21 protein-coding genes, 1 tRNA gene and 2 other RNA genes are annotated in these 26,675 nt (G+C 53.3%); 11 read left to right on the top strand and 13 right to left on the bottom strand.

Annotated features, from left to right (window positions below; all coding sequences use genetic code 11):
• Positions 1-4: 4 nt before the first annotated feature.
• Positions 5-358 (bottom strand): DsrE/DsrF/TusD sulfur relay family protein, encoded by a 354-nt coding sequence (locus tag ACLHV8_RS11960; protein WP_049005091.1) that lies wholly within the window; start codon positions 356-358, stop codon positions 5-7.
• 177 nt (positions 359-535) lie between these two features.
• On the opposite strand from ACLHV8_RS11960, the gene ACLHV8_RS11955 reads away from it, so the two are divergent.
• Positions 536-1,942 carry a YchO/YchP family invasin gene (locus tag ACLHV8_RS11955; RefSeq protein WP_208595168.1) on the top strand — a complete coding sequence of 469 codons (1,407 nt, stop codon included), beginning with the start codon at positions 536-538 and terminating at the stop codon, positions 1,940-1,942.
• A gap of 3 nt (positions 1,943-1,945) precedes the next feature.
• On the opposite strand, the gene narL is transcribed toward ACLHV8_RS11955, so the two are convergent.
• The gene (narL, locus tag ACLHV8_RS11950) at positions 1,946-2,596 is read right to left on the bottom strand and encodes a two-component system response regulator NarL (RefSeq protein WP_028018756.1); all 651 of its coding nucleotides are present in this window, start codon (positions 2,594-2,596) and stop codon (positions 1,946-1,948) included.
• Positions 2,589-4,385, bottom strand: a complete 1,797-nt coding sequence (gene narX / locus ACLHV8_RS11945; RefSeq protein ID WP_129323429.1) for a nitrate/nitrite two-component system sensor histidine kinase NarX — start codon at positions 4,383-4,385, stop codon at positions 2,589-2,591. Before narX ends, narL begins: the two co-directional genes overlap by 8 nt.
• Positions 4,386-4,694: 309 nt before the next feature.
• On the opposite strand from narX, the gene ACLHV8_RS11940 reads away from it, so the two are divergent.
• The 5 genes from ACLHV8_RS11940 (at position 4,695) to narI (ending at position 13,131) form a co-directional block, all read left to right on the top strand.
• Positions 4,695-6,092 (top strand): NarK family nitrate/nitrite MFS transporter, encoded by a 1,398-nt coding sequence (locus ACLHV8_RS11940; protein WP_208595169.1) that lies wholly within the window; start codon positions 4,695-4,697, stop codon positions 6,090-6,092.
• Positions 6,093-6,471: 379 nt separating this feature from the next.
• On the top strand, positions 6,472-10,215 hold the full coding sequence (locus tag ACLHV8_RS11935) for a nitrate reductase subunit alpha (RefSeq protein WP_208595170.1): 3,744 nt from the start codon (positions 6,472-6,474) through the stop codon (positions 10,213-10,215).
• Positions 10,212-11,747, top strand: coding sequence for a nitrate reductase subunit beta (narH, locus tag ACLHV8_RS11930; RefSeq protein WP_028018760.1), 1,536 nt, complete (start codon positions 10,212-10,214; stop codon positions 11,745-11,747). The genes ACLHV8_RS11935 and narH overlap by 4 nt, the downstream gene beginning before the upstream one ends.
• Positions 11,744-12,454 (top strand): nitrate reductase molybdenum cofactor assembly chaperone, encoded by a 711-nt coding sequence (narJ, locus tag ACLHV8_RS11925; protein ID WP_208595171.1) that lies wholly within the window; start codon positions 11,744-11,746, stop codon positions 12,452-12,454. The genes narH and narJ overlap by 4 nt, the downstream gene beginning before the upstream one ends.
• Entirely contained in the window at positions 12,454-13,131 is a 678-nt protein-coding gene (narI, locus tag ACLHV8_RS11920) for a respiratory nitrate reductase subunit gamma (protein WP_208595172.1), read from the top strand. Before narJ ends, narI begins: the two co-directional genes overlap by 1 nt.
• On the opposite strand, the gene ACLHV8_RS11915 is transcribed toward narI, so the two are convergent.
• Positions 13,128-14,024, bottom strand: coding sequence for a DMT family transporter (locus ACLHV8_RS11915; RefSeq protein ID WP_208595173.1), 897 nt, complete (start codon positions 14,022-14,024; stop codon positions 13,128-13,130). The two genes, narI and ACLHV8_RS11915, sit on opposite strands and share 4 nt — an antisense overlap.
• Positions 14,025-14,131: 107 nt before the next feature.
• On the opposite strand from ACLHV8_RS11915, the gene ACLHV8_RS11910 reads away from it, so the two are divergent.
• Positions 14,132-14,575: an Lrp/AsnC family transcriptional regulator gene (locus ACLHV8_RS11910; protein WP_028018764.1), complete on the top strand. Its 444-nt coding sequence runs from the start codon at positions 14,132-14,134 to the stop codon at positions 14,573-14,575.
• A gap of 18 nt (positions 14,576-14,593) precedes the next feature.
• Here ACLHV8_RS11910 and ACLHV8_RS11905 read toward each other — a convergent pair.
• From ACLHV8_RS11905 to ACLHV8_RS11885, 5 genes are all read right to left on the bottom strand, one after another.
• A non-coding RNA gene (locus ACLHV8_RS11905) (RtT sRNA) lies at positions 14,594-14,724 on the bottom strand.
• A gap of 45 nt (positions 14,725-14,769) precedes the next feature.
• A non-coding RNA gene (locus ACLHV8_RS11900) (RtT sRNA) lies at positions 14,770-14,899 on the bottom strand.
• Between the two features lie 164 nt (positions 14,900-15,063).
• Positions 15,064-15,148 (bottom strand) — tRNA-Tyr (locus ACLHV8_RS11895).
• Between the two features lie 157 nt (positions 15,149-15,305).
• Positions 15,306-16,148 (bottom strand): formyltetrahydrofolate deformylase, encoded by an 843-nt coding sequence (purU, locus tag ACLHV8_RS11890; RefSeq protein ID WP_208595174.1) that lies wholly within the window; start codon positions 16,146-16,148, stop codon positions 15,306-15,308.
• A 48-nt stretch (positions 16,149-16,196) separates the two neighbouring features.
• Positions 16,197-16,655: a YchJ family protein gene (locus ACLHV8_RS11885; RefSeq protein ID WP_032666959.1), complete on the bottom strand. Its 459-nt coding sequence runs from the start codon at positions 16,653-16,655 to the stop codon at positions 16,197-16,199.
• Positions 16,656-16,769: 114 nt separating this feature from the next.
• On the opposite strand from ACLHV8_RS11885, the gene rssA reads away from it, so the two are divergent.
• The 3 genes from rssA (at position 16,770) to galU (ending at position 19,886) form a co-directional block, all read left to right on the top strand.
• Positions 16,770-17,672, top strand: coding sequence for a patatin-like phospholipase RssA (gene rssA, locus ACLHV8_RS11880; RefSeq protein WP_032666960.1), 903 nt, complete (start codon positions 16,770-16,772; stop codon positions 17,670-17,672).
• A gap of 91 nt (positions 17,673-17,763) precedes the next feature.
• Complete coding sequence (rssB, locus tag ACLHV8_RS11875; RefSeq protein ID WP_028018768.1) at positions 17,764-18,777, top strand: two-component system response regulator RssB; 1,014 nt, start codon at positions 17,764-17,766, stop codon at positions 18,775-18,777.
• A gap of 200 nt (positions 18,778-18,977) precedes the next feature.
• A complete protein-coding gene (gene galU / locus ACLHV8_RS11870; RefSeq protein WP_049007582.1) occupies positions 18,978-19,886 on the top strand; it encodes a UTP--glucose-1-phosphate uridylyltransferase GalU in 909 nt (302 codons plus the stop codon).
• A gap of 199 nt (positions 19,887-20,085) precedes the next feature.
• On the opposite strand, the gene hns is transcribed toward galU, so the two are convergent.
• The 3 genes from hns to ACLHV8_RS11855 form a co-directional block, all read right to left on the bottom strand.
• Entirely contained in the window at positions 20,086-20,499 is a 414-nt protein-coding gene (gene hns / locus ACLHV8_RS11865) for a histone-like nucleoid-structuring protein H-NS (RefSeq protein WP_008502781.1), read from the bottom strand.
• A gap of 417 nt (positions 20,500-20,916) precedes the next feature.
• Complete coding sequence (locus ACLHV8_RS11860) at positions 20,917-21,897, bottom strand: IS5-like element IS5 family transposase (RefSeq protein WP_032636617.1); 981 nt, start codon at positions 21,895-21,897, stop codon at positions 20,917-20,919.
• Positions 21,894-22,924, bottom strand: a protein-coding gene (locus ACLHV8_RS11855) for an IS3 family transposase (protein ID WP_410376890.1) whose coding sequence is annotated in 2 segments (ribosomal slippage) — positions 21,894-22,666 and positions 22,666-22,924 — 1,032 coding nt in all. Because the reading frame shifts where the segments join, the coding sequence is not laid out codon by codon here. The genes ACLHV8_RS11860 and ACLHV8_RS11855 overlap by 4 nt, the downstream gene beginning before the upstream one ends.
• Positions 22,925-23,080: 156 nt before the next feature.
• On the opposite strand from ACLHV8_RS11855, the gene tdk reads away from it, so the two are divergent.
• On the top strand, positions 23,081-23,695 hold the full coding sequence (gene tdk / locus ACLHV8_RS11850; protein WP_208595106.1) for a thymidine kinase: 615 nt from the start codon (positions 23,081-23,083) through the stop codon (positions 23,693-23,695).
• Between the two features lie 64 nt (positions 23,696-23,759).
• Here the strand turns inward: tdk and adhE are convergent, their stop codons facing one another.
• Positions 23,760-26,438: a bifunctional acetaldehyde-CoA/alcohol dehydrogenase gene (adhE, locus tag ACLHV8_RS11845; protein WP_028018771.1), complete on the bottom strand. Its 2,679-nt coding sequence runs from the start codon at positions 26,436-26,438 to the stop codon at positions 23,760-23,762.
• Between the last annotated feature and the right edge of the window lie 237 nt (positions 26,439-26,675).

Raw genomic sequence — 26,675 nt, 5'->3', positions numbered from 1 at the left:
ATTATTAAAAAGTTAATACTTTATCGGCGGACAGCGTCCACTCGGCCAGCTCAACCAGCGTACCAATCTCTACACCATCAATCAGCGGCAGCCCGGTAATGCCGCGGCCGTCGGTGCAGGTCTTGCACAGCTTCACCGGCACATTTTGCGCGGTGAGGATCTCCAGCATTTGCTGAATGTTGTAGCCTTCTGCAGGTTTCTGTCCCTTCAGCCCGGCAGTGACCGCGTCCGACATTAAAAAGAGCCGTAACTCCAGTTCGCTCTCTTTATCGCGGAGTGCGATAGCCAGACGCAGGCTGTTAAAAAGGGATTCGCTGCCGTAAGCCGCACCGTTGGCGATGATCACTATCTTCTGCATGTTGACTCCTGTTCTTAAAAAGGCACGAATAATATAGGGTTTACCGAGTTTACGCCGTCTACAGCCGACAATAAACTTCAGGATATTCCTGAAATTTCCCGTAAGGCTGCAATTCTTTCTTAATAGCGTTAAGGTAAGAGCGTCTTTAACAAAACCCAGGCGCTAAACCCGACGTTGATGGCTGTATCGTCCTGCATTCGCTTTCTGTTATTACTCCCCCTTCTTACGGCGGGAGCCGTTCACGGTGCCCCGAATTCCTTTATGCAACAGGCAGAAAATCCCTTTGATAACAACGGGGATAGTTTGCCCGATCTCGGTATGGCCTCCCCAACTGGCGAGGGAGAAAAACACCTGGCCGAAATGGCAAAAGCGTTTGGTGAAGCCAGTATGACCGATAACGGTCTGACCACGGGCGAGCAGGCGCGCCAGTTTGCGTTTGGTCAGGTACGTGATGCGGTGAGTGGGGAAGTGAACCAGCAGATTGAATCCTGGCTCTCCCCGTGGGGTAACGCCAGCGTAAACTTGCTGGTGAATGACGAAGGTAAATTTAACGGCAGTAGCGGGAGCTGGTTTATCCCCTGGAATGATAACAACCGTTACCTGAGCTGGAGCCAGTTTGGCGTGACGCAGCAGACGGATGGCCTGGTCAGTAACGCCGGGGTAGGTCAGCGCTGGATCGCCGGCAAGTGGTTACTGGGCTACAACACGTTTTACGATAACCTGCTGGATGAAGGCCTGCAGCGTGCCGGGCTGGGCGCGGAAGCGTGGGGTGAAAATCTGCGTCTGTCTGCTAACTACTATCAGCCGTTTGCCAGCTGGCGTGACAGCTCGGACGTTCAGGAGCAGCGCATGGCGCGCGGGTATGATGTCACCGCCAAAGCCTGGTTGCCGTGGTTCCATCATCTGAACACCAGCGTTAGCTTCGAGCAATACTTTGGCGATAACGTCGACCTGTTCAACACCGGAACCGGCTATCACAACCCTGTCGCGGTAAATCTGGGGCTCAACTATACCCCTGTTCCGCTGGTCACATTGACGGCCGCCCATAAGCAGGGAGAGAGTGGCGTCAGTCAAAATAATCTCGGACTGAAGCTTAACTATCGCTTCGGCGTACCGCTTATAAAGCAGATCTCTGCCGGAGAAGTCGCCGCCACGCGCTCCCTGCGCGGGAGCCGCTACGACTCGCCTGAGCGGGACAACCTGCCGGTTATGGAGTTCCGCCAACGCAAAACGTTATCAGTGTATCTGGCGACGCCACCGTGGGATCTGAAAGGGGGCGAGACCGTGATGCTGAAGCTACAAATTCGCAGCACGCATGGTATTCGTCAGATCCACTGGCAGGGTGATACCCAGGCATTGAGCCTGACATCACCGGCGAAAAGTAACAGCGGCGATGGCTGGAGTGTGATTATGCCTGCCTGGGATAGCCGGGAAGGGGCAACTAACCGCTGGCACTTGTCGGCAGTGGTAGAAGATGAGAAAGGCCAGCGCGTCTCTTCCAATGAGATCACGCTTATTGTGGTGCAACCGCTGGTCGCATTACCCAACGACGACCCGCGCTGGAGGCTGCTGCCGGATGAGTAATGCTTAAAAAATTCGTTCCTGATGTACCCACACAGCGGCTTCAACGCGGGATTTTAACTTCATTTTCTTCAGCATGTGCTTCACATGTACTTTGACCGTGCTTTCGGTGATATCCAGGCGGCGGGCAATCATCTTGTTTGGCAGACCCTGAGCAATCAGCTTGAGAATGTCGCGCTCGCGTGGCGTTAACTGACTGACGTCGCGATCGGAGGTGGCGCGGTTGGCGCGCAGGCTGGCGGCCAGTACCGGCGTTAATGCTTCGCTCAGCACCATCTCACCTGCGGCAGCCTGTTGCAGCGCTTTAAGCAGATCTTCCGGCTCCATATCTTTCAGCAGATAGCCGTCCGCACCGCGCTTCAGCGCTGTGACCACATCTTCTTCATGGTTCGACACGCTAAAAACCACCACGCGACCGGAAAGGGATTTTTCCCGCAGCTTGTCGAGGGTTTCCAGACCGTTCATTCCGGGCATATTGAGATCAAGCAGGATCAGATCGGGATCAAGCGCTTCGGCAAGCTCAATGCCTTGTTCACCGTTGCTGGCTTCGCCTACGACGGTGATATCGGGTGCCATGCTGACCAGCTGTTTCACGCCAGTACGCAGCATCGGATGGTCGTCGATCAACAGAATTGATGCCGGTTCCTGATTAGTCATGGGTTTCTCCTTGAGCAGTTGTGAGCGGTTTCTCGGGAATAAAGGTGACAACAACTTCCGTGCCACCTGTCTCTCTCCGGCGAACCTGGCAATCACCGCGCAGGCTTTGGGCGCGGTCTCGCATGATGATTAAACCATAGTGGTTAGTTCGTTCGGCATTTTCCGGCACGCCGCGGCCGTTGTCATGAACCGTGAGCCTGACCTGATTAGCGTGCTGGCTGACGGTGACGGTTACCGCCGTCGCGCCAGCATGTTTGAGCACGTTACTCAACGCTTCACGGGCGATCTGCAGTAAATGAATGGCCTGATGCGACGGAACAAACCGCGGCGGCAGTTGGTAATCCAGCTTCACCGGGAACCCCAGCCGGGCGCTAAATTCGTGACAGCTGGATTCCAGGGCGGGGCGCAGGCCAGGTTCAGTGAGCTGCAGACGGAAAGTGGTCAGCAGTTCACGAAGTTGCACCCAGGAGGTATTCAGTTCGTTGCGGATCTGGCTCAGCAGCTGTTTATTACTTTCCGGCATCTCCGTATCCTGCATTTGCAGGCAGCTCACCTGCATTTTCATACAGGAGAGCGACTGGGCGATGGAGTCGTGAAGCTCGCGGGCGATGGTTGCACGCTCTTCCATGACGATCAGCTGCTGCTGTTTTTCCTGATGACGGTCGAGTGCCAGCGTGGCCGTCAACTGTTCAACCAGCGTATCAACCAGCTGTTGCTGGTCGTGGCTGAGGTGACGACCGGCCGGCAGGGTTGCCAGCAGAATGCCGTACTGGGTGTGGTTGTCCGTCAACCGCCACTTCAGCGTGGTACCACTCGACGTCAACGGCGGCAAGCCGCGAGGACAAAGATGGCAACCTTTGTCATCACAGGACATATCGGACTGGCAGGTAAACTCCTGATGGTTTTCTTCGTCTTCCACATCGTAGACCCGCAGCTCCAGGTCGTGAAGCAGGGTCAGATTTTGCAGGCCATTCAGTACCGGCGAGAGACGCTCGCAGAGCGGTACCTGCATATGCAGACGACGGTTGGCTTGCCACAGGAAGGAGAGCATCTCGTTTTTCTGCTCCAGCCCGGCCGTTTTTTCCTGAACGCGCTGCTCCAGCACCGCGTAGCTTTCGGAGAGTTCTGCCGACATGGTATTCAGCGCCTGGCCGAGCATCGCCATCTCGTTGCGCCCGCTGATATGGGTGCGCTGCGTAAAATCCCGTGCGGTGACCGCGCGGGCCATCGCCAGCAGCTGTTTCCAGGGATTCAGCAGCCGTGCACGCAGCCAGACAATGGTGAAGATGAGTAACAGCCCCATACACAGCGCCATTGCACGGTGCATCATCACTACCCGGTCAATACGCAATTCGGTGGTTTGGTCAAAAGAGGAGACCAGGGCATCAATGCGTGATACGAAACCCGCAACATCATGCGCAACCGCTTCTGGACTGCGCGCCTGTTTCAGCCCCGGCTGCAGTTGAGTGTGCCAGTAGCCCTGGAGTTCTTTAAGCTGAGATTGCTGACCGGCGCGAATGGCGGCGTTTTCCAGTTCCGGGCTGAACGCCGTGCGTTCCATTTCATCGAGCAGTGGCTGATCGACCTGCGTCAGGGGAACCGATGACAGAAGGCGGTAACTCTGCATGCGTAGCGAGCCCGCCTCATTGATGGCATGCGCGTTACCCTGTACACCCTGTACCAGCCAGCCGGAGATCGCCATGCCCGTCACACCGAGGGCGGTGGACAGCAAAACGATCAGCGCGACCTGATTCACGAGTGTCAGTGGAGATAAACATCTTTTTAACATAGAGTTGCCGTGCTCCTGACGTGGCCTGCTTGCAGGAATGGCGCTATTCTGGTGCATACCCTGGAGTATACCCATACCAATAAAGGATTACTCCCAAATTGCCAACGGAGTAACGGGAAGGGGGTGGGGGTAGCAAGGAAACGTCAGCACCGTGAAAAACCACATCTTTTTTACCGTCATAACCTACTCATTAAGGATGAGGGCTTTTTTTGCGCCGCAAATCCTCCCTCTTTTCCTTTGATTTATATCAACTTACCGCCGCTCTAAAACCCTAATGTTTGCAGCATCATTCGAGAATCAGAGGTGTCTATGAGTCACTCATCCGCTCCCGAAAGGGAAAATGGTGCCGTTATTACAGACTGGCGTCCAGAGGATCCGGCGTTCTGGCAACAGCGCGGCCATCGTGTAGCAAGCCGGAATCTGTGGATTTCCGTTCCGTGTTTGTTGTTAGCGTTTTGCGTCTGGATGTTGTTTAGTGCGGTGGCGGTAAACCTGCCAAAAGTCGGTTTTACCTTTACAACCGATCAGCTATTTATGTTGACCGCGCTGCCGTCTTTATCCGGCGCATTGCTGCGAGTGCCTTACGCGTTCATGGTTCCGGTGTTTGGCGGCCGTCGCTGGACGGCATTCAGTACCGGTATCATGATCGTGCCATGTGTCTGGCTCGGTTTTGCGGTACAGGATACGTCTACCCCGTTTAGCGTGTTCGTGATTATCTCCCTGCTGTGTGGTTTTGCGGGTGCGAACTTCGCCTCCAGTATGGCAAACATCAGCTTCTTCTTCCCGAAAGCGAAACAGGGCGGCGCGCTGGGTATTAACGGCGGTCTCGGCAACATGGGCGTGAGCGTGATGCAGCTGATTGCACCGCTGGCGATCTCTGTCTCCATTTTCGCAGCGTTTGGCGGCGGTGGCGTTGAGCAAGTGGATGGCTCTTCCCTGTATCTGCAAAACGCCTCCTGGATCTGGGTTCCGTTCCTGGTGATCTTCACTCTGGCAGCCTGGTTCTTTATGAACGATCTGTCAGCGTCAAAAGCGTCTCTGAGCGAGCAGTTGCCGGTGCTGAAGCGCGGGCATCTGTGGGTAATGGCGCTGCTGTATCTGGCAACGTTCGGTTCGTTTATCGGATTCTCTGCGGGCTTCGCCATGCTGTCGAAAACGCAGTTCCCGGACATTCAGATCCTACAGTTTGCCTTCTTTGGGCCATTTATTGGTGCCCTGGCGCGTTCGCTGGGTGGCATGGTGTCTGACCGTCTGGGCGGGACGCGTGTGACGCTGGTGAACTTTGTGGTAATGGCTGTCTTCTGTGCGCTGCTGTTCCTGACGCTGCCAACTGACGGACAGGGGGGTAACTTCACCGCCTTCTTCGGTGTGTTTATGGTGCTATTCCTGACTGCCGGGCTGGGCAGCGCTTCTACTTTCCAGATGATTTCCGTGATCTTCCGTAAACTGACCATGGATCGCGTAAAAGCTCAGGGGGGAACCGAAGAGCAGGCGATGCGTGAAGCGGCGACGGACACGGCGGCAGCGCTGGGCTTTATCTCTGCCATCGGCGCAATTGGCGGCTTCTTTATTCCGAAAGCGTTCGGTATCTCTCTTGACCTGACCGGTTCTCCGGCGGGGGCAATGAAAGTATTTCTCGTCTTCTATATCGCCTGCGTTGTGATCACGTGGCTGGTATATGGCCGTAATACTAAGAAAAATAAGTAAGTTTGATTATCCGTTTACGCGGCCTTCGGGCCGCGTTTTTTTGGCTCGTGAATAGTTACAACATACTGACGGGTTTGCAGAGGAAATCTGCGGGTAACACTGTTATCGCCATCGCTTTGCAGGTGGTTCTACCCCTTAATACCTGGGATGTTAAATCGTCTCCGTCTTTTTGTATGGCGAAATAAAAATATTCATATAAATCATCATTATATGAAAAATATAAAGCTACCGCTTTGGTGGTATTCGCTTTAATGCCTCGCCTGAAAGTCCCTCGTCGTCTTGATCGTTATCAATTCTCCCCCTCTTTCAGGGCGTTACCTTCGCTGCAAATCAGCAATGTCGATTTAGAGAGCCACAGGCTCCACACAGGAGATACCCGATGAGCAAATTTTTGGACCGGTTTCGCTACTTCAAGCAGAAGGGTGAAACGTTTGCCGATGGGCACGGCCAGGTTCTGGAGACTAACCGGGACTGGGAGGACGGTTACCGCCAGCGCTGGCAACATGACAAAGTCGTCCGTTCGACCCACGGCGTGAACTGCACTGGCTCATGTAGCTGGAAGATTTTCGTTAAGAACGGTCTGGTGACATGGGAAATGCAGCAGACCGACTATCCGCGCACTCGTCCGGATATGCCAAACCATGAGCCGCGCGGCTGCCCGCGTGGGGCGAGCTACTCCTGGTATCTCTACAGTGCTAACCGACTGAAATACCCGCTGATGCGCAAGCGCCTGATGAAAATGTGGCGTGAAGCGAAAGTCCAGCACAGCGATCCGGTTGATGCCTGGGCGTCTATTATCGAAGACGCTGACAAAGCGAAAAGTTTTAAGCAGGCTCGTGGCCGCGGTGGCTTTGTGCGTTCTTCCTGGAAAGAGGTGAACGAGTTGATTGCTGCCTCTAACGTCTACACCGTTAAGACCTACGGTCCGGATCGTGTAGCGGGCTTCTCACCAATCCCGGCGATGTCGATGGTCTCTTACGCCTCCGGGGCTCGCTATCTGTCACTTATCGGCGGTACCTGCCTGAGCTTCTACGACTGGTACTGCGACCTGCCGCCGGCGTCTCCGCAGACCTGGGGCGAGCAGACCGACGTGCCGGAATCCGCCGACTGGTACAACTCCAGCTACATCATCGCCTGGGGCTCTAACGTGCCTCAGACCCGTACGCCTGACGCGCACTTCTTCACCGAAGTCCGTTACAAAGGCACCAAAACCGTAGCAGTGACCCCTGACTACGCGGAAATCGCCAAGCTCTGCGATCTGTGGCTGGCACCGAAGCAGGGTACCGATGCCGCGATGGCGATGGCGATGGGCCACGTCATGCTGCGTGAATTCCACCTGGATAAGCCTAGCCAGTACTTCACCGACTACGTGCGTCGTTACACTGACATGCCAATGCTGGTCATGCTGGAAGAGCGTGATGGCTACTACGCTGCAGGCCGTACGCTGCGTGCCGCCGATCTGGTGGACGCGCTGGGCCAGGAAAATAACCCCGAGTGGAAAACCGTTGCGTACACCAGCAACGGCGAGCTGGTGGTGCCAAACGGCTCTATCGGTTTCCGCTGGGGTGAGAAGGGTAAGTGGAATCTTGAGCAACGCAACGGCACGACCGGTGAAGAGACGGAACTGCGCCTCAGCATGCTGGGTAGCCAGGACGAGATCGCCGAGGTGGGCTTCCCGTACTTCGGCGGTGAAGGTTCCGAGCACTTCAACAAGGTTGAACTGAACAACGTTCTGATGCACAAGCTGCCGGTGAAACGCCTGCAGCTGGCCGACGGCTCTACCGCGCTGGTCACTACCGTCTATGACCTGACCATGGCGAACTACGGCCTGGATCGCGGCCTGGGCGATGAGAACTGCGCAACTCACTACGACGAGGTGAAAGCCTACACCCCTGCGTGGGCGGAGCAGATCACTGGCGTTCCTCGGGCACAAATCACCCGTATCGCACGCGAATTTGCGGAAAATGCCGACAAGACGCACGGCCGTTCGATGATCATCGTCGGTGCCGGTCTGAACCACTGGTATCACCTCGATATGAACTATCGTGGCCTGATCAATATGCTGATCTTCTGCGGCTGTGTCGGTCAGAGCGGCGGCGGCTGGGCGCACTACGTGGGCCAGGAAAAACTGCGTCCACAGACCGGCTGGCAGCCGCTGGCGTTTGCCCTCGACTGGCAACGTCCGGCACGCCACATGAACAGCACATCCTACTTCTATAACCACTCCAGCCAGTGGCGTTACGAGACCGTAACCGCGCAAGAACTGCTCTCGCCAATGGCGGATAAATCCCGTTACAGCGGCCACCTGATCGATTTCAACGTGCGCGCAGAGCGCATGGGCTGGCTGCCATCGGCACCTCAACTGGGCACCAACCCACTGCGCATTGCAGAAGAGGCGAAGAAAGTGGGCATGTCGCCGGTGGATTACACCGTTAAGTCTCTCAAAGACGGTTCCATTCGTTTCGCGGCAGAACAGCCTGAGAACGGTAATAACCATCCGCGTAACCTGTTCATCTGGCGCTCCAACCTGCTGGGCTCGTCCGGTAAAGGGCACGAGTACATGCTGAAATATCTGCTGGGCACCGAGAACGGTATTCAGGGGAAAGATCTGGGCAAGCAGGGCGGCGTGAAGCCAGAAGAAGTGGAATGGAAAGATAACGGCCTGGACGGCAAGCTGGATCTGGTGGTGACCCTGGACTTCCGTCTGTCCAGCACCTGCCTGTACTCCGACATTGTGCTGCCAACCGCGACCTGGTACGAAAAAGACGACATGAATACCTCGGATATGCATCCGTTTATTCATCCGCTGTCTGCGGCTGTTGACCCTGCGTGGGAATCGAAAAGCGACTGGGATATCTACAAAGACATCGCGAAGACATTCTCCGAAGTCTGCGTCGGGCATCTCGGCAAAGAGACTGACGTGGTGACGCTGCCCATCCAGCACGACTCCGCTGCCGAACTGGCGCAGCCGCTGGACGTGAAGGACTGGAAAAAAGGCGAGTGCGACCTGATCCCGGGCGTGACCGCACCGCACATTATTCCGGTTGAACGCGACTACCCGGCAACCTACGAGCGCTTTACCTCTATCGGCCCACTGATGGAGAAAATCGGTAACGGCGGGAAAGGGATCGCCTGGAACACCCAGAGCGAAATGGATCTGCTGCGCAAGCTTAACTACACCAAAGCGGACGGCCCGGCCAAAGGCCAGCCAATGCTGAACACGGCGATTGATGCCGCAGAGATGATCCTGACTCTGGCACCGGAAACCAACGGCCACGTGGCGGTGAAGGCCTGGGCGGCCCTGAGCGAGTTCACCGGTCGCGACCATACCCACCTGGCGACGAATAAAGAGGAAGAGAAAATCCGCTTCCGCGATATTCAGGCCCAGCCGCGCAAGATTATCTCCAGCCCGACCTGGTCAGGCCTGGAAGATGAGCATGTGTCCTATAACGCGGGCTACACCAACGTTCACGAGCTGATCCCATGGCGCACCCTGTCAGGCCGCCAGTCGCTGTATCAGGATCACCAGTGGATGCGCGACTTCGGTGAAAGCCTGCTGGTGTACCGTCCGCCAATCGACACCCGCTCCGTGAAAGCCGTGATGGGCGCGAAATCGAACGGTAACCCTGAGAAGGCGCTGAACTTCCTGACGCCGCACCAGAAGTGGGGTATTCACTCCACCTACAGCGACAACCTGCTGATGCTGACCCTGTCGCGCGGCGGTCCGATTGTCTGGATGAGCGAAACGGATGCCAAAGATCTGGGTATTGAAGATAACGACTGGATCGAAGTGTTCAACAGCAACGGTGCCCTGACGGCGCGTGCGGTGGTGAGCCAGCGCGTACCGGCCGGGATGACCATGATGTACCACGCGCAGGAACGTATCGTTAATCTGCCGGGGTCAGAAATTACCGAGCAGCGCGGCGGGATCCACAACTCCGTGACCCGCATTACGCCGAAGCCGACCCATATGATCGGTGGCTATGCTCAGCTGGCCTACGGCTTTAACTACTACGGCACCGTAGGATCGAACCGCGATGAGTTCGTGGTGGTACGTAAGATGAAGAATATTAACTGGTTAGACGGCGAAGGTAATGACCAGGTACAGGAGAGCGTAAAATGAAAATTCGTTCACAAGTCGGCATGGTGCTGAATCTGGATAAATGCATCGGCTGCCATACCTGCTCGGTCACCTGTAAAAACGTCTGGACCAGCCGTGAAGGTATGGAATACGCCTGGTTCAACAACGTGGAAAGCAAGCCGGGCACCGGCTTCCCGACCGACTGGGAAAACCAGGAGAAGTGGAAGGGCGGCTGGATCCGTAAAATCAACGGCAAGCTGCAGCCGCGCATGGGTAACCGCGCTTGGCTTCTGGGAAAAATCTTCGCTAACCCGCATCTGCCGGGCATCGATGATTACTACGAGCCGTTTGACTACGACTACCAGAATCTGCACAACGCGCCGGAAGGCAAACACCAGCCGATCGCCCGTCCTCGCTCGCTGATTACCGGCCAGCGCATGGACAAGATCACCAGCGGTCCAAACTGGGAAGAGATTCTGGGCGGCGAGTTCGAGAAACGCGCCAAAGACCAGAACTTCGAGAACATGCAGAAGGCGATGTACGGCCAGTTCGAAAATACCTTCATGATGTATCTGCCGCGCCTGTGCGAGCACTGCCTCAACCCGGCGTGCGTGGCGACCTGCCCGAGCGGTGCCATCTACAAGCGTGAAGAAGACGGTATCGTGCTGATCGACCAGGATAAATGTCGCGGCTGGCGTATGTGCATCACCGGCTGCCCGTACAAAAAAATCTACTTCAACTGGAAGAGCGGGAAATCCGAGAAGTGCATCTTCTGTTATCCACGTATTGAAGCGGGGATGCCGACCGTCTGCTCTGAAAGCTGTGTAGGTCGTATTCGCTACCTCGGCGTGCTGCTGTATGACGCGGACGCGATTGAAAACGCCGCCAGCACCGAGCACGAGAAAGATCTGTATCAGCGTCAGCTGGACGTGTTCCTCGATCCTAACGATCCAAAAGTGATTGAGCAGGCGCTGAAAGACGGCGTACCGCAGAGCGTGATCGACGCCGCACAGCAGTCTCCTGTGTACAAAATGGCAATGGACTGGAAGCTGGCGCTGCCGCTGCATCCGGAATACCGCACTCTGCCGATGGTCTGGTACGTGCCGCCTCTGTCGCCGATTCAGTCAGCTGCAGATGCGGGCGAGCTGGGCAGCAACGGCATTCTGCCGGACGTGGAAAGCCTGCGTATTCCGGTTCAGTACCTGGCGAACCTGCTGACTGCCGGTGATACGCAGCCAGTACTGCTGGCACTCAAGCGGATGCTGGCAATGCGCCACTTCAAACGTGCGGAAACGGTAGACGGTGTTATTGATACCCGTGCGCTGGAAGAGGTCGGTCTGAGTGAAGCGCAGGCGCAGGAGATGTACCGCTATCTGGCCATTGCCAACTACGAAGACCGTTTCGTAGTACCGAGCAGCCACCGTGAACTGGCTCGTGAAGCCTTCCCGGAGAAAAACGGCTGCGGCTTTACCTTTGGCGACGGTTGCCACGGGTCAGACAGCAAATTCAACCTGTTCAACAGCCGCCGCATCGACGCCATGGATGTGACCAGTAAAACGGAGCCGCACCCATGATTGAACTTGTTATCGTTTCTCGTTTGCTCGAGTACCCGGATGCTGCGCTTGTGCAGCATCAACAGGAACTTTTCGATGCACTCGCATCATCTGAAAACCTGGATAAAGAGGATGCCCAGACATTGGGCATTTTCTTCCGGGACCTGTTAACGCGTGATCTTCTGGATGCGCAGGCGGATTACAGCCAACTGTTTGACCGGGGTCGTGCAACCTCGTTACTGCTGTTTGAACATGTTCACGGTGAATCCCGTGACCGTGGTCAGGCGATGGTTGACCTGATGGCGCAGTATGAGCAGCACGGCCTGCAGCTCGACAGCCGCGAGCTGCCTGACCATCTGCCGCTGTATCTGGAGTATCTGGCGCAGTTGCCGAAAGAAGAGGCCCTCGGTGGTCTCCAGGACATCGCGCCGATCCTGGCGTTGCTCAGCGCGCGTCTTCAGCAGCGTGAGAGCCGCTATGCGGTAATGTTCGAGTTGCTGGTGAAACTGGCTAACGCATCTGTCGACAGTGAAAAAGTGGCGGAGAAAATCGCCGATGAAGCCCGCGACGATACGCCGCAGGCGCTGGATGCCGTCTGGGAAGAAGAACAGGTGAAATTCTTTGCTGACCAGAGCTGCGGCGAGTCTGAAATCTCGGCTCACCAGCGCCGTTTTGCCGGCGCTGTGGCCCCGCAATATTTGAATATCTCTAACGGAGGACGGCAATAATGCACTTCCTGAATATGTTCTTCTTTGACATTTACCCGTATATCGCGGGCACCGTGTTCCTGGTGGGAAGCTGGTTGCGTTATGACTACGGTCAGTACACCTGGCGTGCTGCCTCCAGCCAGATGCTGGATCGGAAAGGGATGCATGTGGGTTCTAACCTGTTCCACATCGGTATTCTGGGGATTTTTGCCGGTCACTTCCTCGGGATGCTGACGCCGCACTGGATGTATGAAGCGTGGCTGCCCATTGAGGTGAAGCAGAAGATGGCGATGATCGCAGGGGGTGCTTGCGGTGTGATGACGCTGGTGGGTGGTTTACTGCTGTTGAAACGCCGTCTGTTCAGCCCGCGTGTGCGTGCGACCACTACCGCAGCGGACATCCTGATCCTCTCCCTGTTAATGGTGCAGTGCGCGCTGGGCCTGCTGACCATTCCGTTCTCAGCACAGCATATAGACGGCAGCGAAATGATGAAGCTGGTCGGCTGGGCACAATCTGTGGTGACTTTCCACGGTGGTGCGTCGTCGCATCTGGACGGCGTGGCGTTTATCTTCCGCCTGCATCTGGTGCTGGGGATGACGCTGTTTGTGCTGTTCCCGTTCTCCCGACTGGTACATATCTGGAGCGCGCCGGTAGAGTATTTGACGCGCAAATACCAGATTGTGCGCGCCCGTCGCTAATTTGCTGTTTTGATCCCAACCCCGCACTCGCGGGGTTTTTTTTCGCCCCAGCCCAGGTTATTGCCAGCCGCAGCAAACAATATCAGTGTGCCGCCCGCCAGCTGCGTCAGGTTCAGCGAGTGTCCGAATACCAGATTATCGACAATAATCGCTACCACCGGATAGATAAATGACAGCGAGCCGGTAATGGGCGTAGGCAGCTTCTGGATCGCGCTATAGAGCAACTGATACATAATGCCGGTATGGACGATGCCCAGCGTCAACAAAATTGACCACGGAAAATCCCCTGATAATGAGGGCATGTGGGCAAACGGCAGAAGCATTACCACGCCGGTCAGCACCTGAATAAAGGCAATATGCTGCGGCGCAATGGATCGTAGCTTACGAGCGATAATGGCGGTCACTGCGTAGAAGAAGGCTGCCGCCATTGCCAGACCGATACCCGTCAGCCAGTTGGTACTATGCGCTCCGGTCAGCTCACTGGAGAGCAATATCACCACGCCGCCAAAGGCGAGGAACAGCCAGCCCCATTTCACCAGGCTGACGCGTTCACCTAAAAATATCCCCATCAAAACCAGCATAAACGGCTGGGTGTTATACACCACGGTAGAAAGACCAATTGAGATCCGTTCATAGGCAGCGAAGAGCAGGAGCCAGTTCACCACGAGAGCCACGCCACCGAGAATAGCCAGTAGCAGTGTCGTCCGGGTGAGGGGACTGAACGGTTTTTGACTCATACGGATAAAAATAAACAGTGCGATGGCTCCGATAAGGCAGCGCCAGAACACGACTTCCGTTACTGGCAGACCGGAAAGTAAAACAAACGCGCCAATTGAGCCGGAAATTAACATCGCCAGGCTCATTTGCCAGACGCCTTTATGTAAATCACGCATCATTCACCTCCTGATTGTATGACGCTATTGTCGAGAATCGCTGTCGGGTTTTACAGGGATGAGATAAGGTGAAATGCAGTGATGGCTTTTTAAAATTAGGTGAAATGATGGAATTCCTTCTCGATGATATCGACCGACAAATTTTGGCCTGTCTGGTCGAGGATGCGCGTATGTCTTTGAAGGTGCTTAGCGGGCGCATCGGTCTGACCTCACCCAGCACGGCAGAGCGGCTGAAAAGGCTGGAAGAGCGTGGCGTGATTCAGGGGTATGGCGCACGAGTGAATCTGGCGGCGCTGGGGTATACGCTGCAGGCGCTGGTGCGTGTGCGGCCTTTGCCGGGGTTATTGCATAAGGTGGATAAATACATTCAGGCGATGCCGGAGTGTATTGAGAGCGACAAAGTCACCGGGGAAGATTGCTTTGTGATTAGGCTGGTGGTGCGTTCAATTGAGCAGCTTGATGGGTTGCTGGACGGTTTGGCGGAACATGCCCAGTGTAATACGTCGATTGTGAAGAGTTCGCCGGTGAAGCGTCGCTTGCCGCCGATGTAATTGTTGGTTTCGATATGATGGTGGTGGGGGAAGGATTACTCGGCGCGTTGCGCCTCGCCCTTCGGGTCGTTGCCTGCGGCAACGCTTTCTCGCTACGCTCGAATCGAACCTTCGTCGAAGCCTCTCATCCTTCCCCGTTGCGGAAATACATGATACAGGGTGCGAACAGAAGATTTGGAGTTATTTGAAAGTGATGGTGGTGGGGAAGGATTACTCGGCGCGTTGCGCCTCGCCCTTCGGGTCGTTGCCTGCGGCAACGCTTTCTCGCTGCGCTCGAATCGAACCTTAGTCGAAGCTTCTCATCCTTCCCCGTTACGGAAATACATGATACTGGGTGCGAACAGAAGATTTGGAGTCATTTGAAAGTGATGGTGGTGGGGGAAGGATTCGAACCTTCGAAGTCGATGACGGCAGATTTACAGTCTGCTCCCTTTGGCCGCTCGGGAACCCCACAGGGGTAATTCAAATTTTGAGGTACTGCTGAGAGATGGTGGTGGGGAAAGGATTCGAACCTTCGAAGTCGATGACGGCAGATTTACAGTCTGCTCCCTTTGGCCGCTCGGGAACCCCACCACGGGGCAATGCTTTTTACTGGCCTGCTTCCTGTCGGAAGCGGGGCGCATCATATCAAATGAGACGCCCCTGTAAAGCATTCCTTTAGGGAAATGAAGTTGTTTGGCTGCTTTTTATCCGTAAAGGTGCAAAGCTAATCAATTCATTTTCCAAAAGATTAAAGAATGATAGTTCTGTTACCGTAGACAAAGACGCGCTGCGCCAGCACCTGATACAGCGCACGGCTTAAGACGTTCTTCTCAACGTCACGCCCTGCACGCATCATGTCCTCAGCCGTGTAGGTGTGATCCACATGAATCACGTCCTGCATGATAATTGGACCTTCATCCAGATTGTCATTCACGTAGTGAGCGGTCGCACCGATGATTTTCACGCCACGCTCGTACGCCTGATGATAAGGACGTGCACCAATAAAGGCTGGCAGGAACGAGTGGTGAATGTTGATAATCTTGTTTGGGAAACGCGCCACGAAGGATGGCGTCAGCACGCGCATGTATTTCGCCAGCACGACGTAGTCGGGATTATGCGCTTCAATGGCCTGCGCCATCAGGTTGTCGTGCTCTTCACGCGTATGACCTTCGTGGCTCACCAGTTCGAACGGAATATCAAAACGCTCAACAAGCGTGCGCAGCGTCTCGTGGTTGCCGATCACGGCAGCAATTTCGACGTCCAGACCACCGTAGTTTGCTTTCATCAGCAGGTCGCCAAGACAGTGTGCTTCTTTGGTCACCAGAATCACGACGCGGCGGCGGCCTGCGGGAGTCAGTTCGCGAACGGAACCTTCCGGCAGCGCGCTATCCAGATCGGCAAGCAGGGTCGTGTCGTTGAAAATACCTTCCAGTTCGGTACGCATGAAGAAACGACCGGTACGGTGGTCAACGAACTCGTTGTTCTGCACGATATTCAGTTCATGTTTGTAACAAATGTTGGTAATTCGTGCGATCAGTCCTTTTTGATCGGGACAGATAGTGCGCAGAACTTTACGTTGTAGTGATTGCATCGCCGGGAAATCCTGTTTGTGTATTTGCGAAGTCTGGGTTGTCAGGCATTACTGCCCGCAACACTTTTTAAATTTTTTACCTGAACCGCATGGGCAGGGATCGTTACGACCAAACTGTGGGCGCGTTCCGTCAATATAATACCATTGCCCGCTTTCCTTTAAGAACCGGGAACGCTCGATAATGGCCGCCGTTTTATCGCGCTCGATAAAGCGGGCAACAAAGCTGACGTAGCCTTCGTTGTCGTCGTTTCCGGCCGATGCTTCAAAAACGGTCAGTCCAAGCCACTGCGTGTTGGCGAAGCCAGCTTCAATGTCCTGGCGAAAATCGGCGGCATGGCAAGACGGGTGCCAGGTTTTGATCAGATAGTCTGCGTCTTTGATCACAAAAGCAGTGTACCGTGAACGCATGAGGTGTGACGGGTCTGGTGCAACCTGATCGCCAGAAAGATAACGCTGGCAACATAGGCTATACTCCAGAGCGCTACCACAAGGGCAGAGTTGAGACACGATTCTCTTCCTGGAACAAAAAATAAGGGCGTAAAACGCTTCGGGTAGCACTATGTTAACTGAGCAGTTGCGTTGATGTCATGTCAGGAATCCAGGGGACGTAAAACAGGGCTAATGAGAAAGGTTAAAATTGGACTGGCGCTGGGCTCAGGTGCAGCCCGGGGATGGTCACATATCGGCGTGATTAATGCCTTAAACCAGATGGGCGTTGAGGTTGATATTGTTGCAGGGTGTTCAATAGGATCGCTTGTCGGCTCCGCTTACGCGTGCGGAAAGCTTCCGGAACTTGAAACCTGGGTACGTTCCTTCAGCTACTGGGACGTGCTGCGCCTGATGGACCTCTCATGGCAGCGTGGTGGGCTGTTGCGCGGTGAACGCGTTTTTAACCAGTTCCGCCAGGTTATGCCTCTTGAATACTTCACTGACTGTCAGATGCCTTTCGGCGCTGTTGCGACGAACCTCAGCACGGGACGCGAGCTTTGGCTTACTGAAGGTGATATTCATCTTGCCGTTCGTGCCTCCTGCAGTATGCCGGGACTAATGGCTCCTGTTCCGCATAACGGTTACTGGCTTGTCGATGGTGGCGTTGTTAACCCGGTCCCTATCTCCCTGACGCGTGCGATGGGTGCCGACATCGTCATTGCCGTGGATTTACAGCATGACGCCCACCTGATGCAACAAGACCTCATGCCGGTGAATCTCCAGAGCGAAGATGCCGAAGGCGAGAAACTGGCCTGGCATGAACGTTTGCGTGGAAGAATCGGGCGTATGGCCGCACGACGCTCTGTGACTGCGCCGACGGCCATTGAAATTATGACTACCTCTATCCAGGTTCTTGAGAATCGCCTTAAGCGAAACCGCATGGCTGGCGACCCTCCAGATATTCTGATTCAACCGTACTGTCCGCAAATATCTACCCTTGATTTCCATCGAGCTGAGGCCGCCATCGCAGCGGGCTCGATAGCCGTCGAAAAGAAAATGGATGAGCTGTTGCCTTTTGTGCGAACAGCACGTTAAGCACCTTTTTTTGATTACTTCAGCAAAATCTGACAGGCGGTAGTGCTGATAGCATGCCACTATTTAATTACTGTCAGCCAGGGGAGGAACCATGACGCAGCCATTGGCCGGAAAACACATTTTGATTGTTGAAGACGAGGCCGTTTTCCGATCGCTACTGGATTCGTGGTTATCCTCAATGGGAGCAATCACTTCGCTGGCTGAAGATGGCATAGACGCACTGGAAAAAATGGTCAGCATCACCCCGGACCTGATGATTTGCGACATTGCGATGCCGCGTATGAACGGACTGAAGCTGGTTGAACATCTGCGTAACGAAGGCAATCAGACACCGATTCTGGTGATATCTGCCACAGAGAATATGGCAGATATTGCCAAAGCGCTGCGAATTGGGGTTCAGGATATCCTGCTTAAACCTGTCAAAGACCTGAACCGGTTACGAGAGACGGTGTTAGCTTGTCTTTATCCGAACATGTTTAATTCCCGGGTAGAGGAAGAGGAGCGTCTGTTTCAGGACTGGGATGCCCTGGTAAGTAATCCACCTGCCGCGGCTAAACTGTTACAGGAACTTCAGCCGCCCGTACAGCAAACTATTTCACATTGTCGGATAAACTATCGCCAACTGGTTGCGGCGGACCAACCTGGGCTGGTGTTGGATATTGCACCGCTGTCTGATTCAGACCTGGCTTTTTATTCCCTGGATGTTACTCGGGCAGGGGATAATGGTGTATTAGCGGCGTTATTACTTCGTGCGCTATTTAATGGTCTCTTGCAAGAGCAGCTATCGCATCAGGGGCAACGGCTTCCGGAACTGGGCAGTTTACTAAAACAAGTGAACCAACTTTTTCGTCAGGCCAATTTGCCTGGACAGTTTCCGCTATTGGTCGGTTATTACCATAGTGGTTTAAAGAATCTGATCCTCGTTTCAGCGGGCCTCAACGCCTCACTGAATACGGGTGAACATCATATTCAGGTAAGCAACGGTGTGCCGCTTGGGACACTGGGAACAGCGTATCTTAATCAAATTAGCCATCGTTGCTCCTCCTGGCAGTGCCAAATTTGGGGTGCCGGGGGACGGTTACGATTAATGTTGTCCACGGAATAAGCAATTGGATCGTAATTTTAAGATTGCTTTACCTGTGTTTTGTGGGGAGTGCTACTATCCCTGCCCAGATTCATGCGTATTTATCCTAATTGATCGGCAACGCGTTCTTTTCAGACCCGAACTGTGGGGCGAGGCTGATATACTCAACGCGTTATTTATTGCATAAAAGTTCAAAACTTGAACAGCTCAGGAGAATTTGAATGGCTGCCCTAAATTCGAAAGTCAGAAAGGCCGTTATCCCGGTAGCGGGATTGGGGACCAGGATGTTACCAGCAACTAAGGCGATTCCTAAAGAGATGCTGCCTCTGGTTGATAAGCCATTAATCCAGTACGTCGTTAATGAGTGTATCGCAGCCGGCATCACTGAAATTGTGCTGGTTACGCATTCATCAAAAAACTCTATCGAAAACCATTTCGATACAAGTTTTGAACTTGAAGCCATGCTGGAAAAGCGTGTTAAGCGTCAGTTGTTACAGGAAGTGCAGTCTATTTGCCCTCCGCACGTGACTATTATGCAGGTTCGTCAGGGGCTGGCTAAAGGCCTGGGTCATGCGGTTATGTGTGCCCACCCTGTTGTCGGTGATGAGCCAGTAGCGGTAATACTGCCTGACGTTATTCTGGATGAATACGAATCAGATCTTTCTCAGGATAATTTGGCTGAAATGATCAAGCGTTTTGATGAAACAGGTAGCAGCCAGATTATGGTTGAGCCAGTTGAAGACGTAACCGCTTACGGTGTGGTTGACTGCAAAGGCGTTAACCTTGAGCCTGGCGAAAGCGTGCCAATGGTTGGCGTTGTAGAGAAGCCAAAAGCCGACGTGGCGCCTTCTAACCTGGCAGTGGTGGGTCGCTATGTCCTGAGTGCGGAAATCTGGCCTCTGCTTGCTAAAACGCCTCCAGGAGCGGGTGATGAGATCCAACTGACCGATGCTATTGATATGCTGATCGAGAAAGAGACCGTTGAGGCTTACCATATGAAAGGTAAGAGCCATGACTGCGGTAATAAGCTCGGTTATATGCAGGCATTTGTTGAATATGGCATTCGCCACAATACCCTGGGTGAAGAATTTAAAACCTGGCTCAAAGAGAACGTGGGTATTAAGAAATAACCAGGGCAGCAAATGTTTGAGACCGGTGAGGCGTTGCCCACCGGTTTTTTTATGCCCATAACACTCGTTATCCCGCTTGAATGTAAGAGATGGCAATAGCCGAATAAGATTCTATGACAGAGTGTAAGGGGATGTTGGTGATAAAATTGTGGTTAAAAAAAATCCCGCATTACGCGGGATTTTATGGAATGTGGCTTGATTAATCCTTGATCAGGAAGTCATCCAGCTGTTTACCTTGCTCATCCATGGCTTTCTTGATAACAGCAGGAGTACGACCCTGGCCAGTCCAGGTTTTAGTTTCGCCATTCTCATCAACGTAGCTATATTTAGCAGGACGGGCAGCGCGTTTTGCTTTGGTGCCGGTTTTAGCTGCAGCCATGCTGTTCAGCAATTCGTTTGGATCGATACCATCAGCAATCAGCATTTCACGATATTGTTGCAGTTTACGAGTGCGCTCTTCGATTTCAGCTGCTGCAGCGCTTTCTTCTTCGCGACGTTCATTAACTACAACTTCCAATTTTTCCAGCATTTCTTCAAGCGTTTCGAGGGTGCATTCTCTAGCCTGCGCACGAAGAGTACGGATGTTGTTCAGAATTTTAAGTGCTTCGCTCATTGTAGTAATCTCAAACTTATAATGGGGGGGTGGTTTGTTGACCTAATAATAGAGCCATAAATTCAGTTGTGCAATAGCCAGGAATGTAAGGAATTCAAAAAATACTAAATAAAGCCACTATTATTAATTACGCTAACTTAAATTTCATCTCCCAGGAATCTCGCTTGTTATCAGCGTAAGCCTGCGCAACCTGCTCGATTGCATCTTTTTTTGTGACATTTACCGCAGGAATTATAGTTGCTGCGGATAAATATCAGCCTTTTGTATTAGGGAAGGTGCGAATAAGCAGGTCATTTCTTCCCAAGCTGACTCGCTGATTAAAATTTCGCGGATCTGGGCCGATTTTTTTCCCGCAAACACATCGAATCAGCCTATTTAGGCTATTTTTTCCACCATTTCTGGCGTTATTTCAGGTTTTTACTGAGATCTCTCCCTCTGACGTATCATTTGGTCCACTCGAAACAGGTTGGCCAGGGTGAATAACATCGCCAGTTGGTTATCGTTTTTCAGCAGCCCCTTGTATCTGGCTTTCACGAAGCCGAACTGCCGCTTGATGATGCGAAACGGGTGCTCCACCCTGGCACGGATGCTGGCTTTCATGTATTCGATGTTGATGGCCGTTTTGTTCTTGCGCGGATGCTGCTTCAAGGTTTTTACCCTGCCGGGACGCTCGGCGATCAGCCAGTCCACATCCACCTCGGCCAGCTCCTCGCGCTGTGGCGCTCCTTGGTAGCCGGCATCGGCTGAGACAAATTGCTCCTCTCCATGAAGCAGATTACCCAGCTGATTGAGGTCATGCTCGTTGGCCGCGGTGGTGACTAGGCTGTGGGTCAGGCCACTCTTGGCATCGACACCAATGTGGGCCTTCATGCCAAAGTGCCACTGATTGCCTTTCTTGGTCTGATGCATCTCCGGATCGCGTTGCTGCTCTTTGTTCTTGGTAGAGCTGGGTGCCTCAATGATGGTGGCATCCACCAAAGTGCCTTGGGTCATCATGACGCCTGCTTCGGCCAGCCAGCGATTGATGGTCTTGAACAATTGACGGGCCAGTTGATGCTGCTCGAGCAGGTGGCGGAAATTCATGATGGTGGTGCGATCCGGCAGGGCGCTATCCAGGGATAATCGGGCAAACAGGCGCATGGAGGCGATTTCGTACAGAGCATCTTCCATCGCGCCATCGCTCAGGTTGTACCAATGCTGCATGCAGTGAATGCGTAGCATGGTTTCCAGCGGATAAGGTCGCCGGCCATTACCAGCCTTGGGGTAAAACGGCTCGATGACTTCCACCATGTTTTGCCATGGCAGAATCTGCTCCATGCGGGACAAGAAAATCTCTTTTCTGGTCTGACGGCGCTTACTGCTGAATTCACTGTCGGCGAAGGTAAGTTGATGACTCATGATGAACCCTGTTCCATGGCTCCAGATGACAAACATGATCTCATATCAGGGACTTGTTCGCACCTTCCCCAGTGCTCATTCAAACATTCATCGCGAAATCGTCCGTTAAAGCTCTCAATAAATCCGTTCTGCGTTGGCTTGCCCGGCTGGATTAAGCGCAACTCAACACCATGCTCAAAGGCCCATTGATCCAGTGCACGGCAAGTGAACTCCGGCCCCTGGTCAGTTCTTATCGTCGCCGGATAGCCTCGAAACAGTGCAATGCTGTCCAGAATACGCGTGACCTGAACGCCTGAAATCCCAAAGGCAACAGTGACCGTCAGGCATTCCTTTGTGAAATCATCGACGCAGGTAAGACACTTGATCCTGCGACCGGTGGAAAGTGCGTCCATGACGAAATCCATCGACCAGGTCAGATTGGGCGCCGCCGGACGGAGCAGCGGCAGACGTTCTGTTGCCAGCCCTTTACGACGTCTTCTGCGTTTTACGCCCAGGCCACTGAGGTGATAAAGCCGGTACACGCGCTTATGATTAACATGAAGCCCTTCACGGCGCAGCAACTGCCAAATACGACGGTAGCCAAAACGCCTGCGCTCCAGTGCCAGCTCAGTGATGCGCCCTGATAAATGCGCATCAGCAGCCGGACGGTGAGCCTCATAGCGGCAGGTCGACAGGGATAAACCTGTAAGCCTGCAGGCACGACGTTGCGACAGACCGGTCGCATCACACATCAACATCACGGCTTCCCGCTTCTGGTCTGTCGTCAGTACTTTCGCCCAAGAGCCACCTGAAGCGCCTCTTTATCCAGCATGGCTTCGGCAAGCAGCTTCTTGAGTCTGGCGTTCTCTTCCTCAAGCGACTTCAGGCGCTTAACTTCAGGCACCGCCATACCGCCATACTTCTTACGCCAGGTGTAAAACGTGGCATCGGAAATGGCATGCTTGCGGCAGAGTTCACGGGCGGGTACCCCAGCTTCGGCTTCGCGGAGAATACTGATGATCTGTTCGTCGGAAAAACGCTTCTTCATGGGGATGTCCTCATGTGGCTTATGAAGACATTACTAACATCGGGGTGTACTAATCAACGGGGAGCAGGTCATGTGCGCTGAGTCGCTGTTGACCAGACAAAATATGGTACAATCAATCATCGGGAATATTACACATTGATTAGGGTTTTACGGCCAATGGCACAACTTTATTTCTACTATTCGGCAATGAATGCCGGAAAATCCACAGCACTGCTTCAATCCTCGTACAATTACCAGGAACGAGGAATGCGTACTGTTGTTTATACGGCTGAAATTGACGATCGCTTTGGTGCAGGGAAGGTGAGTTCCAGAATAGGCCTTTCGTCTCCGGCCAGGCTGTTTAACCCGCAAACTGACCTGCTGGAGGACATTCGCGCAGCGCATGCCACGCAGCCTATTCATTGTGTTCTGGTTGATGAGAGCCAGTTTCTGACGCGTGAGCAGGTTCATGCGCTTTCAGAGGTGGTAGATGGGCTCGATATCCCTGTTCTTTGCTATGGGCTGCGTACAGACTTCCGTGGCGAGCTATTCGCAGGGAGCCAGTATTTGCTTGCCTGGTCAGATAAACTCGTCGAACTCAAAACTATCTGCTTTTGCGGCAGGAAAGCCAGTATGGTGCTTCGTCTCGACCAGGCCGGAAAGCCTTATGCAGATGGTGAGCAGGTGGTGATAGGCGGCAATGAACGCTATGTTTCTGTCTGCCGTAAGCATTATAAAGAAGCGCTGTCTGTAGGCTCGCTGACGGCGATTCAGCACGACAACAGAAAATAATTTTCACCGTGTTCTTCAGACATAAAAAAACCCGCCATTGGCGGGTTTTTTATCAGACTGTCAGTTAAGCGCTTTTCTTCGCTTTTTTGTCAGCTTTTACCGCAGGAGCTTCAACTTTAGCCACTGCTACATCACCTTCTTTGAACTCACGACCGTAGTAGGTATCCAGCAGAATCTGTTTCAGCTCGGAGATCAGTGGGTAGCGCGGGTTAGCACCAGTACACTGGTCATCGAAGGCATCTTCAGACAGTTTATCTACGTGGGCGAGGAAGTCAGCTTCCTGAACGCCAGCTTCACGGATAGATTTAGGAATACCCAGTTCAGCTTTGAGGCTTTCCAGCCATGCCAGCAGTTTCTCAATCTTCGCAGCAGTACGGTCACCCGCAGCGCTCAGACCCAGATGGTCAGCGATTTCAGCGTAACGGCGACGTGCTTGCGGACGGTCGTACTGGCTGAATGCAGTCTGCTTGGTTGGGTTATCATTCGCGTTATAACGGATAACGTTGCTGATCAACAGGGCGTTCGCCAGACCGTGAGGAATGTGGAACTGAGAACCCAGTTTGTGCGCCATTGAGTGGCAAACACCCAGGAAGGCGTTAGCAAACGCGATACCGGCGATGGTTGCTGCACTGTGTACACGCTCACGTGCTACAGGGTTTTTCGACCCTTCATTGTAGGATGCTGGCAGGTTTTCTTTCAGCAGTTTCAGAGCCTGCAGAGCCTGACCATCAGAGAACTCAGACGCCAGTACGGAAACGTAAGCTTCCAGAGCGTGAGTAACCGCATCCAGACCACCGAAGGCACACAGTGATTTCGGCATTTCCATGACCAGGTTGGCGTCAACAATCGCCATGTCTGGGGTCAGTGCGTAGTCAGCCAGTGGGTATTTCTGACCTGTTGCATCGTCAGTAACAACCGCAAACGGAGTCACTTCTGAACCGGTACCGGAAGTGGTAGTAACGGCGATCATTTTCGCTTTTACGCCCATTTTCGGGAACTTGTAGATACGTTTACGGATATCCATAAAGCGCAGCGCCAGTTCTTCAAAGTGAGTTTCCGGATGTTCGTACATTACCCACATGATTTTCGCGGCGTCCATTGGGGAACCGCCACCCAGTGCGATAATCACATCTGGTTTGAAGGAGTTCGCCAGTTCAGCACCTTTGCGAACAACGCTCAGGGTTGGGTCAGCTTCAACTTCAAAGAAGACTTCAGTTTCGACGCCAGCCGCTTTCAGAACAGAGGTGATCTGGTCAGCGTAGCCGTTGTTGAACAGGAAACGGTCAGTCACGATGAGCGCACGTTTGTGGCCATCAGTAATCACTTCATCCAGCGCAATTGGCAGAGAGCCACGGCGGAAGTAGATAGATTTCGGAAGTTTGTGCCACAACATGTTTTCAGCTCGCTTAGCAACGGTTTTCTTGTTGATCAGATGTTTTGGACCAACGTTTTCAGAGATGGAGTTACCACCCCAGGAACCACAACCCAGAGTCAGGGAAGGTGCGAGTTTGAAGTTGTACAGGTCACCGATACCACCCTGAGAAGCAGGGGTGTTAATCAGGATACGTGCAGTTTTCATCTTCTGACCGAAGTGAGCAACACGTTCTGGCTGATTATCCTGGTCGGTGTACAGGCAAGAGGTGTGACCGATACCGCCCATGGCAACCAGTTTCTCTGCTTTCTCTACTGCATCGTCGAAATCTTTCGCGCGGTACATTGCCAGAGTCGGAGACAGTTTTTCGTGTGCAAATGGCTCGCTCTCATCAACAACTTTCACTTCACCGATCAGGATCTTAGTGGTTGCCGGAACGGTGAAACCTGCGAGTTCAGCAATTTTATACGCTGGCTGCCCAACGATAGCGGCGTTCAGTGCGCCATTTTTCAGGATGATGTCCTGAACGGCTTTCAGCTCTTTGCCCTGCAGCATGTAGCCGCCGTGGCTGGCGAAGCGTTCGCGAACCGCGTCATATACGGAATCTACAACAACAACGGACTGTTCAGATGCACAGATAACGCCGTTATCGAAGGTTTTGGACATCAGTACAGAAGCAACAGCACGTTTGATATCAGCCGTTTCGTCGATAACAACAGGAGTGTTACCTGCGCCTACGCCGATTGCTGGTTTACCGGAGCTGTACGCTGCTTTAACCATGCCAGGACCACCGGTCGCCAGGATCAGGTTAATGTCTGGGTGGTGCATCAGTGCGTTGGACAGTTCAACAGAAGGTTGGTCAATCCAGCCGATCAGGTCTTTTGGTGCGCCTGCAGCGATAGCCGCCTGCAATACGATATCAGCAGCTTTGTTCGTTGCATCTTTAGCACGTGGGTGCGGAGAGAAGATAATTGCGTTACGGGTCTTCAGGCTAATCAGTGATTTGAAGATAGCAGTAGACGTTGGGTTGGTGGTTGGAACGATACCGCAAATGATGCCGATAGGTTCTGCAATCGTGATAGTACCGAAGGTGTCGTCTTCAGACAGCACGCCACAGGTTTTCTCATCTTTATAGGCGTTGTAGATATACTCAGAAGCAAAGTGGTTTTTGATCACTTTATCTTCAACGATACCCATACCGGATTCGGCAACGGCCATTTTAGCGAGAGGGATTCGAGCATCTGCAGCAGCCAGAGCGGCCGCGCGGAAGATTTTATCAACCTGTTCTTGGGTGAAATTGGCATATTCACGCTGGGCTTTTTTAACGCGCTCGACGAGGGCGTTCAGTTCAGCGATATTAGTAACAGCCATAATGCTCTCCTGATAATGTTTAAACTCTTTTAGTAAACCAGCGCTCGATACGTCAGACAGTATAGACAGAGCTGATATGACTTGCGTAACACAAAATAAAACAAAGAGTTACTTTCTACACCAGCACACTAATTTACTAAAAGAGCCTTACCTTAGCATCATCCCTTTTTGTCAGGTGACCTCCCTGGGGTGTAACCAAGATTACTCACTTCTGAGTACGGAAATCATGATCTGCGT

Origin of the sequence: Enterobacter sp. CPE_E863, assembly GCF_046521465.1 — a bacterium.
Taxonomy (GTDB): domain Bacteria; phylum Pseudomonadota; class Gammaproteobacteria; order Enterobacterales; family Enterobacteriaceae; genus Enterobacter; species Enterobacter adelaidei.
The sequence above is the reverse complement of the archived record's forward strand: the minus strand, read 5'-3'. Positions and strand labels throughout refer to the sequence as shown.

What these genes read in the sequence shown, in the direction of transcription:
- adhE (WP_028018771.1), bottom strand. Translation starts at nt 26,438, where the DNA reads ATGGCTGTTACTAATATCGCTGAACTGAACGCCCTCGTCGAGCGCGTT.
- hns (WP_008502781.1), bottom strand. Translation starts at nt 20,499, where the DNA reads ATGAGCGAAGCACTTAAAATTCTGAACAACATCCGTACTCTTCGTGCG.
- narJ (WP_208595171.1), top strand. Translation starts at nt 11,744, where the DNA reads ATGATTGAACTTGTTATCGTTTCTCGTTTGCTCGAGTACCCGGATGCT.
- narI (WP_208595172.1), top strand. Translation starts at nt 12,454, where the DNA reads ATGCACTTCCTGAATATGTTCTTCTTTGACATTTACCCGTATATCGCG.
- ACLHV8_RS11860 (WP_032636617.1), bottom strand. Translation starts at nt 21,897, where the DNA reads ATGAGTCATCAACTTACCTTCGCCGACAGTGAATTCAGCAGTAAGCGC.
- narL (WP_028018756.1), bottom strand. Translation starts at nt 2,596, where the DNA reads ATGACTAATCAGGAACCGGCATCAATTCTGTTGATCGACGACCATCCG.
- narX (WP_129323429.1), bottom strand. Translation starts at nt 4,385, where the DNA reads ATGTTAAAAAGATGTTTATCTCCACTGACACTCGTGAATCAGGTCGCG.
- galU (WP_049007582.1), top strand. Translation starts at nt 18,978, where the DNA reads ATGGCTGCCCTAAATTCGAAAGTCAGAAAGGCCGTTATCCCGGTAGCG.
- rssA (WP_032666960.1), top strand. Translation starts at nt 16,770, where the DNA reads ATGAGAAAGGTTAAAATTGGACTGGCGCTGGGCTCAGGTGCAGCCCGG.
- ACLHV8_RS11935 (WP_208595170.1), top strand. Translation starts at nt 6,472, where the DNA reads ATGAGCAAATTTTTGGACCGGTTTCGCTACTTCAAGCAGAAGGGTGAA.
- ACLHV8_RS11940 (WP_208595169.1), top strand. Translation starts at nt 4,695, where the DNA reads ATGAGTCACTCATCCGCTCCCGAAAGGGAAAATGGTGCCGTTATTACA.
- rssB (WP_028018768.1), top strand. Translation starts at nt 17,764, where the DNA reads ATGACGCAGCCATTGGCCGGAAAACACATTTTGATTGTTGAAGACGAG.
- ACLHV8_RS11955 (WP_208595168.1), top strand. Translation starts at nt 536, where the DNA reads ATGGCTGTATCGTCCTGCATTCGCTTTCTGTTATTACTCCCCCTTCTT.
- ACLHV8_RS11910 (WP_028018764.1), top strand. Translation starts at nt 14,132, where the DNA reads ATGGAATTCCTTCTCGATGATATCGACCGACAAATTTTGGCCTGTCTG.
- purU (WP_208595174.1), bottom strand. Translation starts at nt 16,148, where the DNA reads ATGCAATCACTACAACGTAAAGTTCTGCGCACTATCTGTCCCGATCAA.
- narH (WP_028018760.1), top strand. Translation starts at nt 10,212, where the DNA reads ATGAAAATTCGTTCACAAGTCGGCATGGTGCTGAATCTGGATAAATGC.
- tdk (WP_208595106.1), top strand. Translation starts at nt 23,081, where the DNA reads ATGGCACAACTTTATTTCTACTATTCGGCAATGAATGCCGGAAAATCC.
- ACLHV8_RS11915 (WP_208595173.1), bottom strand. Translation starts at nt 14,024, where the DNA reads ATGCGTGATTTACATAAAGGCGTCTGGCAAATGAGCCTGGCGATGTTA.
- ACLHV8_RS11960 (WP_049005091.1), bottom strand. Translation starts at nt 358, where the DNA reads ATGCAGAAGATAGTGATCATCGCCAACGGTGCGGCTTACGGCAGCGAA.